The 13,798-nt window shown below is 43.4% G+C and carries 11 protein-coding genes; 3 read left to right on the top strand and 8 right to left on the bottom strand.

Annotated elements, in window-relative coordinates:
- Positions 1-340: 340 nt before the first annotated feature.
- The 3 genes from DC487_RS14175 to DC487_RS14165 form a co-directional block, all read right to left on the bottom strand.
- Complete coding sequence (locus DC487_RS14175; protein ID WP_133228606.1) at positions 341-907, bottom strand: sigma-70 family RNA polymerase sigma factor; 567 nt, start codon at positions 905-907, stop codon at positions 341-343.
- Positions 908-1,101: 194 nt separating this feature from the next.
- The gene (locus DC487_RS14170) at positions 1,102-2,187 is read right to left on the bottom strand and encodes an MBL fold metallo-hydrolase (RefSeq protein WP_116776610.1); all 1,086 of its coding nucleotides are present in this window, start codon (positions 2,185-2,187) and stop codon (positions 1,102-1,104) included.
- Positions 2,188-2,228: 41 nt separating this feature from the next.
- Complete coding sequence (locus DC487_RS14165; protein ID WP_116776609.1) at positions 2,229-3,620, bottom strand: arginine decarboxylase; 1,392 nt, start codon at positions 3,618-3,620, stop codon at positions 2,229-2,231.
- A 106-nt stretch (positions 3,621-3,726) separates the two neighbouring features.
- On the opposite strand from DC487_RS14165, the gene argS reads away from it, so the two are divergent.
- From argS to DC487_RS14150, 3 genes are read left to right on the top strand one after another with little or no spacing between them, the layout of a single operon-like run.
- Complete coding sequence (gene argS / locus DC487_RS14160) at positions 3,727-5,508, top strand: arginine--tRNA ligase (protein ID WP_116776608.1); 1,782 nt, start codon at positions 3,727-3,729, stop codon at positions 5,506-5,508.
- Between the two features lie 9 nt (positions 5,509-5,517).
- On the top strand, positions 5,518-6,594 hold the full coding sequence (locus tag DC487_RS14155) for a Gfo/Idh/MocA family oxidoreductase (RefSeq protein ID WP_116776607.1): 1,077 nt from the start codon (positions 5,518-5,520) through the stop codon (positions 6,592-6,594).
- Positions 6,590-7,783 (top strand): BaiN/RdsA family NAD(P)/FAD-dependent oxidoreductase, encoded by a 1,194-nt coding sequence (locus tag DC487_RS14150; protein WP_116776628.1) that lies wholly within the window; start codon positions 6,590-6,592, stop codon positions 7,781-7,783. Before DC487_RS14155 ends, DC487_RS14150 begins: the two co-directional genes overlap by 5 nt.
- 82 nt (positions 7,784-7,865) lie before the next feature.
- Here DC487_RS14150 and rodA read toward each other — a convergent pair whose 3' ends face one another.
- The 5 genes from rodA to DC487_RS14125 form a co-directional block, all read right to left on the bottom strand.
- Complete coding sequence (gene rodA / locus DC487_RS14145; RefSeq protein WP_116776606.1) at positions 7,866-9,140, bottom strand: rod shape-determining protein RodA; 1,275 nt, start codon at positions 9,138-9,140, stop codon at positions 7,866-7,868.
- A 41-nt stretch (positions 9,141-9,181) separates the two neighbouring features.
- The gene (mrdA, locus tag DC487_RS14140; protein WP_116776605.1) at positions 9,182-11,125 is read right to left on the bottom strand and encodes a penicillin-binding protein 2; all 1,944 of its coding nucleotides are present in this window, start codon (positions 11,123-11,125) and stop codon (positions 9,182-9,184) included.
- 21 nt (positions 11,126-11,146) lie between these two features.
- The gene (locus DC487_RS14135) at positions 11,147-11,671 is read right to left on the bottom strand and encodes a rod shape-determining protein MreD (protein WP_116776604.1); all 525 of its coding nucleotides are present in this window, start codon (positions 11,669-11,671) and stop codon (positions 11,147-11,149) included.
- The gene (gene mreC, locus DC487_RS14130) at positions 11,664-12,497 is read right to left on the bottom strand and encodes a rod shape-determining protein MreC (protein WP_116776603.1); all 834 of its coding nucleotides are present in this window, start codon (positions 12,495-12,497) and stop codon (positions 11,664-11,666) included. The genes DC487_RS14135 and mreC overlap by 8 nt, the downstream gene beginning before the upstream one ends.
- A 155-nt stretch (positions 12,498-12,652) precedes the next feature.
- Positions 12,653-13,675 carry a rod shape-determining protein gene (locus DC487_RS14125; RefSeq protein WP_116776602.1) on the bottom strand — a complete coding sequence of 341 codons (1,023 nt, stop codon included), beginning with the start codon at positions 13,673-13,675 and terminating at the stop codon, positions 12,653-12,655.
- Between the last annotated feature and the right edge of the window lie 123 nt (positions 13,676-13,798).

The following is a 13,798-nucleotide window of genomic DNA, read 5'->3' as shown; positions in this document are numbered from 1 at the left end:
AACTTGTATAGTTCAAGCAGGATTATAAAATTGCAGTGTACAGTACAATTAGGATTAACAAATAGCATGTATAACCAATTCAGGATTTATTAAGCAACCTGTATAGGTATTTTAGGATAAGACACTTAACCTTTCACGTATCGTTAGTGTATTGCTAGTGTAACTCACATAGTCATTTTAAGTATTAGTACTGTATTGGTATTCTATTGAAACTGTACTTAGAAACCCGAATAAATGCCGAATGTAAGGCGGGACTTGAATGAAGTAATGCTTAATCCTTAGTGAGGTTATGGTATTGGAGTGAGTCTGAAGGTGACGGGCTAAATCTTGTCTCCTTCTTTTATAAATTCAGCAACCAGTATAGGAGAGTAGGGATCGAAGCATGCTTCAGCAGCAGGGAGCGCAGTAATTTAAGCCCTTTCGACTTTTGGTTTTTCACCGTTTGCATCGATAAATTGAGCTCTTGTGCGATTTCTTGATTTTTCAAGCCTTCCACATAACTCATGGTAAGTACGTTGCTGTATGCCGCTGGTAGCTTTTCTAATCCGCGGAAGATCATCGCCCAGTATTCATTCTCGATGATTACATGATCTACGGCTGCATCTTCGAGTGGCATCGATCGCGCATAACCATCTTCGCGTAGTCTACTGTTTTTTTGTAGGCTTAACTCGTCCAAACAGGCATGATGTACGGCTTTGTACAGGTAATTACGACAATGTTCGTAGCTGTCGAAGGCCATTTCACGTTGCCAGAGCTTTACAAAAAGAGAGTTGACCAGGTCTTTTTCATTCTCAGGAATAAATTTGGAAGCGAAGAGACATAAGGGCGCAAAAAAATCACGGTACACAGACTGGAAATGATCCACGTCCTGCAGGTAGATTTTATTGTCAATAGTTGGGCTCGTCATGTACTCTTCATTGTAAGATTGAGATCTTATGGTAGAGAAGACCAAATTTAACCAAAAGCAAAACTAAAAACAACAATCGGACGTCGATTGATGTAACGAATACCTAGCGGTTTGGTTGGCACGTAAGTTCTCTGATGTGCCACGAAGGTACTAGGGCTATGTTAAGCCCATATTAAAATGGTACTAAGCTATTGCTAAATATTTTCCCACCATGCGTTGAAGGACTGATTTTGGTTCAAATAGACGACCTCGCCAATTTTGGGAGTGGCGGCTAGCGCCGATTTATTCTTGGCATATTTAGTCACTTCTTTCAATGGTTCATCCCAATCGTGGATGGATAATACGAATTTGGCAGAGTGTACCGGAATAAATCTTTGCGCGTGTAGCTCTTGGCTCGCTTGTACGACTTCATCGGGCAGCATATGGATATATCTCCAAGACTCATTGTATTGTCCGTTCTCTAAGATCGCCCAATCAAACGGTCCTAAAGCTGCACCGATTTCTTTGAAATGCTTGCCATAACCGCTATCTCCACCTAAATACATATTGAGATTGCTGGAGCGAACGGCAAAAGAAGACCACAAACTGGTATTACGCGTCAACCAGCGTCCCGAAAAATGACGTGCCGTACAACTGGTGAAATGCAAGCCATCAATATCTGCGGTTTCTCCCCAATACAGTTCCGTGATTTTGGCTGCCGGATAGCCCCAACCTTCAAAATGTGCGCCGACACCTAATCCAGTCAATACGCGTTTTACTTTGGGTTGTAAAGAACGGATCGTGGCATAATCTAAGTGATCCCAATGATCATGACTGATGATGAGGATATCCATTTCAGGCATTTCGGCTACGCCGAATGTATTCGTGCCCAAGAACGCTTTGATATTATTAATGGGTGATGCATTGCCACTAAAAACTGGATCTACCAAAATACGTTTGCCATCCAATTGCAGGTAATAGGAAGAGTGACCAAACCAAACCAATACATTGCTATCTAAAGGCAGCGCATTTAGGTCGGTCTGCACGTGCGGCAGTTCGGATAATGGTTGCTTATTGGGATTGCTCGTGAAAAGCCATTTGCGCATCACGGTCAACATGGTTTCTCCTTCGGCTAAGCTTGGTGTGTTTTCCAAGTTGTCAAACACACCGTTTTTAAAATTAGGCGCCGCCTCCATACGTTGCAGGCGTTCGCCTTTGGCATAATACCCAATCTTATCTTGCTTGCTAAACAGGTAAAAAGCCAAGGCTATGAATACCAGTACGATTATAAGAATCCACATAAAACGTTTCAAAGATGGGTATCTATTAAATGAATAAAAGGTTATTGATAACCCAGTAATTTCATCACTTGTTTCGAGTTTTGCTCCTCACCAAACACTTCGTAGTTGAATGTCTCGTCGCGATTTCTGCGAATCAAAACATGCTTAGGGGAAGGGAGCAAGCAGTGGTGTATACCACCATATCCGCTCAATACTTCTTGATAAGCACCCGTATGGAAGAATCCCAAATACTGCACTTTACGAGTTTTCGGCATAAATACCGAGTTCATATGTGCTTCTTGGTTGTAATAATCCTGTCCATCACAAGTAATACCACCTAAGTTGACGCGTTCGTACTCTGAATCCCAATTATTGATCGGAAGCAAAATGTATTTTTGGTTAAGCGCCCACACATCTGGCAAGTTAGTGATGAATGAACCATCCAACATCAACCATTTTTCACGGTCATTCTGTTGCTTACGACCCAATACTTTGTATAAGATACCCGAAGCTTCAGCCACGGTGTATTTTCCGAACTCGGTAATGATATCTGGTTCCAATACTTCGTGGTGTGCACAGATTTGTTTGATGCGGTTCACGATCTCGTTAACCATGTATTCAAAGTCGAAATCATGTACCAAAGAATCTTTGAATGGCATACCACCACCAATATCTAAGGTATCTAGATCTGGATTGATTTTCTTGAATTTACAGTACAACGTCACGTATTTCTCCAACTCATTCCAATAATATGGCGTATCTGAAATACCTGAGTTGATAAAAAAGTGTAACAACTTCACCTTGAAATGCGGATTTTCGGCAATTTTAGAGTTGTAAAAATCGATCACATCTTCCATGCGGATTCCGAGACGAGAAGTGTAAAATTGCGAATCGGGTTGTTCCTCTGCCGCAATACGAATTCCTAAATTACAAGGTGTGCCCAACTCGACCTCATCATCGTACATGTTGAACTCCTCTTTGTTGTCCAGTACCGGAATGATATTAGTGTATCCATCGTGCAACATATCCACGATATACTGCTTGTATTGATAGGTTTTGAAACCATTGCAGATCACGGTAATATCCTTCGTTACCGTGCCTTGGCGTTCTAATGCATCAATCATTGGCATATCAAATGCCGAAGAAGTTTCGAGGTGAATATCATTTTTCAACGCTTCTTCTACCACATGCTTGAAATGCGAAGATTTCGTACAGTAACAATACTTGTACGAACCGCGGTAATTATGCTTTAAGATGGCAGTTTGAAAAAGGATTTTAGCCTGTTGGATCTTTTTGCTGATGATCGGGAGGTAGGTAAAACGCAGGGGCGTGCCATACGTCTCTATTAACTCCATGAGGTTTAGATCGTGGAAGTATAATTCGTCATCAATGATGTCGAATCCGTCTTGCGGGAAACCGACACTTAAGTCAAGAAATTCCTGATAGCTCTGCATTTTTTGTTATTTTTGGCAAAGATATGCTTTCGTAATGAATACCTATTACAAACACCGTAATTTTTCACCCTCATTATCAGAAGCTTTATAACATTCTTACATTTATATGGCGGATTCATCAATTCCACAAAGACTCGTTGCCGAGACCGTGAACGCGGTAAAATCGCTTTATCAAGCGGATATTCCTGATACTCAAATTAGTTTGCAAGAAACTCGAAAAGAGTTTGAAGGACAATTTACGATTGTAATTTTTCCCGTAACCCGTTTTTCTAAGAAATCGCCGGAGCAAACTGGACAAGAAATTGGTGAATTACTTCAACAGCAAATTGCGGAAGTAGTATCTTATAATGTCATCAAAGGATTTTTGAATATTGTCCTGTCGGATGATTATTGGATCAACTTGTTGCACGAATCGATTTCAGCTCCTGACTTTGGTGTCTTCGAGCCGACAGGCAAACGTATCATGGTGGAGTATTCATCGCCCAATACCAATAAACCATTGCACCTAGGTCATATCCGCAATAATCTTTTAGGTTTTTCGGTGGCAGAGATCTGGAAAGCGTATGGTTATGATGTGGTCAAAGCTAATTTGATTAATGATCGTGGTATTCATATCTGTAAGTCGATGTTGGCTTGGCAGAAATTTGGCCATGGCGAAACACCAGAAACAGCTGGATTGAAAGGCGATCATTTGGTCGGTAAATATTATGTCGCCTTTGACAAGGCTTACAAAGTCGAAATCGATGCGCTTAAAGCGCAAGGACAAACGGAAGAAGAAGCTAAGAAGAATGCGCCCTTGATCAAAGAGGCGCAGCATATGTTGCAGCAATGGGAAGCAGGCGATGACGCCGTCATCCAATTGTGGAAAACCATGAACGAATGGGTGTATGCTGGTTTTGGTGTTACCTACGATTCTTTGGGCGTTTCTTTCGATAAATTCTACTACGAATCGGATACCTATTTATTAGGAAAAGATATTATTCAGGAAGGACTGGATAAAGGCGTATTCTTCAAAAAAGAAGATAACTCGGTCTGGATCGACCTCACCACCGATGGCCTGGATGAAAAACTCGTATTGCGTGGCGATGGTACTTCGGTATACATCACGCAAGATTTGGGCACCGCTCAATTAAAATACGATGAGTTTGGTATGGAAGAATCGATCTATGTGGTGGGGAATGAGCAAGATTATCACTTTAAAGTGTTGTTCTTGATTCTTAAAAAACTAGGTAAGGCTTGGGCAGATGGTCTTTTCCACCTATCGTACGGTATGGTTGACTTACCTTCTGGCAAGATGAAATCCCGCGAAGGAACGGTTGTTGATGCCGATGATTTGATGGCAGAGATGATCGAAACGGCGCAAGCACGTACCGAAGAACTAGGCAAGACAGAAGGATTCTCCGAAGAAGAAAAGCAGGAACTGTATCGCACGATCGGTATGGGCGCTTTGAAATACTTCTTGTTGAAAGTAGATCCAAAAAAACGCTTGTTATTCGATCCAAACGAATCTGTCGATTTCCAAGGTCATACCGGTCCGTTTATTCAATATACTCACGCACGTATCAAATCGGTATTACGTAAAGCAGGTGAGGTGAACTCGGATCAGTCTGTAGATACGATTACGGAGTACGAACGTGATTTGATTCAAGCTTTATCCAACTACCCACAAACGGTAGAAGCGGCTGCAAAAGATTTCAGTCCGGCACAGATTGCCAATTATGTTTACGAATTGGCTAAGCTTTATAACAAGTTTTACCACGAGTTGAGCATTCTAAAAGTAGAAGAGGAACACATTAAAGCATTTCGCTTAAAACTATCTGCTGCTACGGCATCGGTGATTGCTAGATGTATGGGTTTAATGGGAATCACGGTTCCGGAAAGTATGTAATTGTCGAAAATGTATAAAGTTGGTTTAATTGGTTTCTCTATTGGTGGTCAAGTTTTTCATGCGCCTTTTATCGCGGGAAATCCTGCCTTGCAGCTCTACAAAGTAACCGCGCGTAAGGAGGAACAGCAAACGCTGCTTGCCGAACGCTATCCAGATGCCATTGCAGTACAATCTGCAACCGATATCTTTGATGATCCTGTCATTGATATCGTCGTTGTGGCAACTTCCAATGACGTACACTACGATTTTGCGAAGGCGGCTTTGCTTGCTGGCAAACACGTCGTGGTCGAAAAACCATTTACCAATACAAGTGCAGAAGGGGATGAACTCATCGCTTTAGCAGCGCAAAAGAATTTGCTACTCACGGTGCATCACAATGCGCGCTTTCATTCGGATTTTAAGACCGTTCGCAAGCTCATTCAAGAAAAAGCCGTCGGCAGATTGACGAATTATGAAGCGCGATACGATCGTTTTCGCAATTATTTGCGCGAAGGCGCTTGGCGCGAGCAGAATTTGCCCGGATCTGGTATTCACTACGATTTGGGCGCACATCTAATCGATCAAGCGTTGCAATTGTTCGGTGCGCCAACTTCCCTTTTTGCGGATCTTCGCGTACAACGAGATGGTGCAGCAGCCGTAGATGATTTTGAAATTATTCTTTCGTATCCTACGCATAAAGTTTCGCTGAAAGGACAGATGTTGGCCAAACTGCCAACACCACGCTATGCACTATATGGCACAGGCGGTTGTTTTGTGAAACCAGGAACGGATCCACAAGAAGATCTACTTCGCAGTGGCAGTTTACCGCACCTGAATGCGGATTGGGGAATAGAACCCGAATCGACTTATGGAACGCTTGCTATCGTCGATGCCCATCAAGTAGAAACTACAAAGCAAGTGGTAAGCGAGCGCGGATCCGGACAAGATTTTTATGCCAATGTGGTCGATGTATTGCAAGGCAAAAATACACTTAACGTACAGCCAGAGCAAGCACGTGACGTGATCCGCATATTGGAGCTTTGCGAGCAATCTTGGAACAAAAAAACCGTCATCTCTTTAGCCGGAGAACTCATTGCATATGATTAAATATGATGCGATCATCATTGGTGCAGGCGCCTGTGGCTTGATGTGCGCTGTACAAGCGGGCTTATTGGGCAAGCGTGTGTTGGTGCTGGAGCGCAATAGCAAACCGGGCGCTAAGATCTTGATCTCTGGTGGTGGCCGTTGCAATTATACTAACCTGCATACATCGATTGATAATTTCGTTACCGAAAATCCGAACTTTTTACATGCTGCGTTTAGCCAGTGGACCGTGGATGATACGATTTCCTTTTTCGAAGGCTATGGATCTATCCAAGGTGCGGAAAAGACCTTAGGGCAATTATTTCCCACTTCCAACAAAGCTAAAGATATTGTCGATGTATTTTTGCGTTTGATGAATCAAACGGGGCAGGAGCTGTGGTTGGATAGCTTGGTGAAAGGTGTCAAGAAAACGGACAAAGGCTTTGAAATTGCCGTAGAGCGAAGTGGCTCGTTGCAGCAACTCATCACGAATAAAGTCGTGATGGCTTCTGGTGGTTTACCCGTGCAGAAACTCGGGGCTTCGGACTTTGCCATTCGTGTAGCGCGTGATTTCGGACATCGCATTGTGCGTACTGCACCCGCTTTGGTACCACTGACGATTACGGGAAAAGAGGCGGCTTGGTACGCGGCGTTATCGGGTAATTCCCTGTTTGCGCGTGTATGGAATGAGCGCATCTCCTTCGAAGAAAATATTCTATTTACCCATTGGGGATTGAGCGGCCCTGCTATTTTGCAAATCTCATCGTATTGGCGCGCAGGTGAGACGTTTTCCATCGATCTACTCCCGACAAATCGATTGGATCAATTGATTAAAGCAGAACGCCAGCTAGGCGGTAAGCGTACGGTTGCACAATTGCTACAAGATCATTTCTCTAAAAAATTGGTCGATGCCATGGCGGATATGCTACCATTAACCCTAAAAATTGCTTCACTAAGCAAAGCAGATGCGCAACGTATTCAAGATACGATTCATCGCTTCCAAGTAAAACCAGCAGGTGACAAAGGTTACGACAAAGCAGAAGTGATGTCAGGTGGCGTAGCCACAGATGAATTGAATGCCAAGACGCTAGAATCTAATCTGGTGAAAGGACTGTACTTTGGTGGTGAAGCAGTCGATATTACGGGTTGGCTGGGCGGTTACAATTTCCAATGGGCTTGGGCATCTGGCTATGCCATCGCGCAAGCGATCTAATTCTCTTTTCTCGCTCAAATTCTAAGCTCTAGCAGCATGCCACTGCAGGTATTCGGCAGATCAAAATTCGGTATGAAATAGCTTACATGTTCGATAAACCTTTGCGGGAAGAATCGAATTTTAGGAGAATGAATAGCAGGATGGTGAACGACCATAAAGAAGATCCGCCATAACTGATAAATGGCAATGGAATACCGATAACTGGCACAATTCCAATCGTCATCCCGATATTGATAAAGAAGTGGAAGAAGATAATGGAAACGACACCGTAACCGTAGATGCGGCCAAAGGCTGATCGTTGCCGTTCGGCAATGTGGACTAGTCGCATCAGTAAAGCGATGTACACACTAATCAGAACCACGCAACCGACAAAACCCCATTCTTCGCCCACGGTACAGAAAATAAAGTCCGTACTTTGCTCTGGTACGAAATTGTACTTAGTCTGCGTTCCCTGCAAATAACCTTTGCCAAATAGCTGTCCAGATCCGATCGCGATCATGGATTGATTGAGGTTATAACCTTGTCCACGCGGATCATCAATCTTGCCCAGAATAATATCAATACGATTTCTCTGGTGCGTTTGCAAAATATTGTCGTACGCAAAATCCACACATAAGATGTAGGTGGAAGAGGCTAGAAACAATATGGCAATGTTAATTAAGTTCTTGCGCTTCCGACGTAGCAAGTACATAAAAAGTCCAGCTATTGCGGCCAGCACACCAATCAATATCCATTGATTGAATAGCAACGCCAACAAGAACAAGATGATGGCTAATCCACCAATCACCAACACTTGCGTGCCGACATAACCTTCCCTATAAAAAACAAATATTAACGCAAAGAAAGCTAATGCCGAACCGGTATCGGGCTGTAGCATGACGAGCATTACCGGAAAAAGAACGATCAACGATCCAAAAAACAACGTCTTCAGATTAGGATTTTTGGTGATCTGGTTGCTGAGGTAAAACGCGAGGAGCAGGCATGTTGCCAGCTTACCAAATTCGGAAGGCTGAAGTCGGAAGCTTCCTAAAGGAATCCAAGCTTGATTACCACCCACGTTTCGCCCTACGACCAGTACAGCGATAAGGAGCAAGGTGACAATAAAGTAAACGAACGGCGCAGAGGAAATAAAGAAGTTGGCCTCGATAATCAAGATGCTGAATCCAATAATAAGCGCTGTACCGATAAAGATCGATTGCTTGCCGTAGTTGGTGTTCAGATTAAATAGACTAGCTTGATCTGGATCATACACGGCCGCATGAATATTAAACCAGCCGATCATACAAAGCATGAACCACAGGCAGATCGTCCACCAGTCGATCTGTCCAAAAAAGCTCTTCTTATGTAAACTATTCATATGTGTACGATCTTTCTATTTCTTGTTTTATATATCAATGACTACGATCTGCGCGGTCTTTGACTGTGGTGTACCAATAATGCCGCTTGCTCTGGCTTCTGTTTCTTGCTGTCAACCGGTTTATTTAGAGCCGTATTAGCTGGTGCGACTGGCTTTTTAGGCTTTGGTCGTAGATCACCATTGTATATGCGGTCTTGTAAGTATTTAGGCAACGAAATGGTATCGCGAATATACTTTTCGACCAGCATACTGGCTATTGGCGCTGCCCAAGTACCACCATATCCCGCATTTTCCACAAACACCGCAATTGCAATTTTTGGGTTTTCGCGTGGCGCGAATGCAAAGAATACCGCATGGTTTTCACCATGTGGATTTTGTACCGTTCCCGTTTTTCCACACATCTCTATACCGGGAATGGCCACCGCGCGTCCAGAACCACCTTGGTTCACCACGCGACTCATTCCTTCGATCACAGGCTCATAATATTTGGCATCTACACCTGCTGAAATCTTCTCCGTGAATTCTGGTTTTACAATCTGCTTGTCACCAATGCCTTTGATCAGGTGCGGACGATAATAAAATCCTCTATTAGCTACAATCGCGGTGATATTAGCCATTTGCAAAGGCGTGATACCCAATTCACCTTGTCCGATAGACAGGGAGATATTGAAAGAAGAGCGCCATTTGCTACTACCATATATTTTGGTGTAATAGTTCGACGTGGGTACAAGTCCAGGTTTTTCACCGGGCAAATCAATACCTAAGGTATTTCCCAAGCCAAATTTCATCAGCGCCTCACGCCACAAATCATACGCTTGTGGTCCCGACATACCACGTGAATCAATCATACGCGCAAATACATTCGCATAATACGGATTACAGGAAACCTGAATGGATCGTGCCAAATCGATCGTGCCATGCACGCCTGTACAACGCATCAATCCTCGTCCGCCACCGTAGCGATAACCACCACTACAGGTAAATCTAGTTTGCGCGTCGATCATGCCAGCTTGTTGTGCCGTTAATGCTGCCACGACTTTAAAAATTGATCCGGGAGGATAAGACGCCTGAATCGGGCGAATGAACATCGGTTTGTTTTCGTTGTTCAGCAAATCCATGTAATTGTTTCCCAAATCACGACCTACCATGAGGTTCGGATCGTAGGTCGGGCTGCTCACCATGGTCAATATTTCGCCAGTGGATGGTTCGATCGCGACGACAGAGCCCAATTTGTTCTTCATCAGCCGCTCGGCCAAGATTTGGAGATCTTTATCCAAAGACGAAACCATCCCATCACCCGTAACGGCCAATGTGTCGTATTTGCCATCCATAAAAGAACCTTGTGGGCGATTGAGCGCATCTACCATTTGGTTTCTAATGCCTCGTTTGCCGCGTAACAAATCCTCATATGCCCGCTCTACGCCCGTCGCACCAATGTAATCGCCTGGTCTGTAGAATCCTTCCGAACGCTCGATGTCGCGTTGATTGACTTCCTGAATGTAGCCTAAAAACTGCGCGGCGATGCTATCGGGATAACTGCGTACCGTCCGATTTTGCACATAAAAGCCACGAAACTTATACAAGTGCTCTTGCAAGCGGGCATAGGTCGTCGAAGACAACTGTTTTTCGAACTGTGAGGCACGATACGGTGAATGTGCTTTCGCTTTTTCGATCCGCTGTATGTAGCCTTTCTTGTCGATTCCGATCAACTCACACAGCAATAGCGTATCAATGTCTTTGGCTTCACGTGGTGTGACCAACAGGTCGTAAATTGGTTCGTTTTGCACCAATATCTCTCCATTGCGATCCAGAATAGCGCCACGCGCTGGATACACAATGACCTTGCGCAAAACGTTGTTGTTGGCAGATAGGATGTAGCTATCATCTATGATCTGGATATAAAATAGCCGAATCACGATCAGAATGGCTGTCGTAAGGAAAATACCCTGAATAATATACTTGCGTGTAAAGAAGCTATTGTTCATATACGCGATGGCTGTTTATAATTATATACCTAATCGAGACTTCCGTTTGTAGAACAGTAGACTGATTAATAAGATGATGGCAAAGGTACTTAAACTACTTAGTAAAATACTCAAACTGGTCATCAAGAAATTCTGGAAAGAAAATACCTCGATCACAAATAAGGTCAAATGATGAATCAATGTGCCAAAGAACACATAGGATATATACCATTTCGATCCTAAACCGCCCCATGATGGGCTATCCGAAGATTGTCGTACATCCATTTCTAAGGTAATGCGTATAAAGACGATCCGGAACCAAGCTAATGCAACACATGCTGCGGTATGGATACCCATCGAGTCATAGAACGCATCGATGGCTAACCCTGTAGCAAAGGCTAGCAGGTATACGAAGAAGTTCGAAGTGCCTAAAGGCAATAGTAGGATAATCAAAATGTAAGGAAAGAAAGTCGCCAGGTTGTAATACCCGATGTTCTTAAACAAAACGACCTGCACAGTAATCAAAGCGATAAAACGAATGATATTGTAGAACATGATCCTAGCCATTATCTTCCCTTTCTGCTTCTAGCATTTGTTTTTCTTCCTCTAAATTATCTTTGACCACGTATACGTGATGTAACTTGTAAAAGTTGGTGCTCAACCTTACCCGAATATCCAAAAAGCTTTCTCCAGAAGCAATACCTGTCTCAGCCACTTCACCCACTTTAATGCCTTTTGGAAACAAGGAGAATCCAGAGGTACGAATCACCTGACCTTTCTCTGCTTTGATATGATTCGGAATATCGCGTAGCATGGCCAATTTAGGATCAATATTATTCCCCCAAACCAAAGATCCAAAAGCTTCTGTACTATCTAATGTGACCGAAACGCGAGAATCTGGGTGCAATAAAGAGCGTACGGTCGAAAAGTTAGGTGAAACATGCAGCACGATACCAACTACACCGTTAGAGGTGATGACGCCCATGCCTTTTTCGATGCCGGCTTTGGTACCTTTGCTCAAAGTAAGGTAATTGCTTTTCTGGTGTATGCTATTATTGACCACTTCGGCTACGATAAACTCATATCGGCTTTCGTCTATAGAATCAGCCAGAGGAATCGAATCTACCGTATCCCGCAATATGTATTTTTGTAATCTTTGTCTGAGTAACGCATTCTCGCGCGCGAGATCTTCATTAGTTGTACTTAGATCAAGATAGCTTTTCCAAGAATTTAATCGATCGTAGAATGAACCTACCACGACATTGGAAGAGCTTACGAAAGAAGAACGCTGGAAAGAGTTATTTCGGATGGCAAGGATGACGGCCACCGTAAAAAAAAGCAAGAACCAGAAAAAGGCGTTATAACGAATAAAGAAAAGCCAAAGGTTTTTCATCCTGTTGTTTTAATTTCCTGCTTTTGCTCCTACGGGTGGCTAGCGAGCGGAAATGCCTCTGTGTAGCCTGTCCCTAAAATTATTTGACACGTTTACGGAATCATGCAATCATTATCCGCAAACGTGTCTTATTACTACTCCTTATAGGAGATGAATTACTGCATTAAAAACTTGAATCTTCCGATGTTTTTCAACGCGATACCTGTACCACGTACTACGGCACGAAGTGGATCTTCCGCAATGTGAACCGGAAGTTTGGTCTTTGCTTGTACACGTTTGTCCAACCCGCGTAATAAAGCACCACCACCCGTCAAGTAAATACCTGTTTGGTAAATATCCGCAGATAACTCTGGAGGTGTAATCTCTAAAGCTTTTAGAATCGCTTCTTCAATTTTAGAAATAGACTTGTCCAAACAGTGTGCAATCTCGGTATACGAAACCGTGATTTGCTTAGGAATACCCGTCATCAAATCGCGACCTTGTACCGGAAAATCTTCTGGAGCATCCTGTAGCTCAGGCAATGCGGAGCCGACCTCAATTTTAATCTTCTCGGCCGTGCGCTCACCAATCATAATATTGTGCTGGCGACGGATGTATTGTACGATATCCGAATCGAAGTTATCTCCCGCTACGCGAATAGACTGATCGCAGACAATTCCTGATAAGGCAATGACCGCAATCTCCGTCGTACCACCGCCGATATCAATAATCATGTTACCAACAGGTTCTTCTACATCGATACCGATACCGACAGCAGCGGCCATTGGCTCGTGGATCAGGTATACTTCTTTTGCTCCAGCGATCTCCGCAGAGTCGCGCACCGCGCGTTTCTCTACTTCCGTAATACCCGAAGGAATACAAACTACCATACGCAAAGAAGGGAAAAACCAGCTCTTGCCGTTGTTTACCAACTTCACCATACCGCGGATCAAATGCTCAGCAGCTGTAAAATCTGCAATAACACCATCCCGAAGCGGACGTACCGTTTTTATATTATCGTGCGTTTTACCTTCCATCTGCATAGCATGCCGACCGATCGCAATGACTTTGTTTGTAGTGCGATCAAATGCGACAATAGAAGGCTCGTCCACCACTACTTTGTCGTTATGAATGATAAGGGTATTCGCCGTACCCAAGTCAATCGCAATTTCTTGCGTAAACCAATTAAAAAGACCCATCTAGCGCGAATTTTCTAAGTTTTATTTTAAATGCAAACCTACTGAAAAAAATCTTTTCTTCGGCTATACTCATTCATAAAAAATGAGGAACTTTCTCGAATATAAGATCGTGTCTGATCAGTG

The sequence above is a fragment of the Sphingobacterium corticibacter genome (assembly GCF_003076635.1).
Lineage (GTDB): Bacteria > Bacteroidota > Bacteroidia > Sphingobacteriales > Sphingobacteriaceae > Sphingobacterium > Sphingobacterium corticibacter.
The sequence above is the reverse complement of the archived record's forward strand: the minus strand, read 5'-3'. Positions and strand labels throughout refer to the sequence as shown.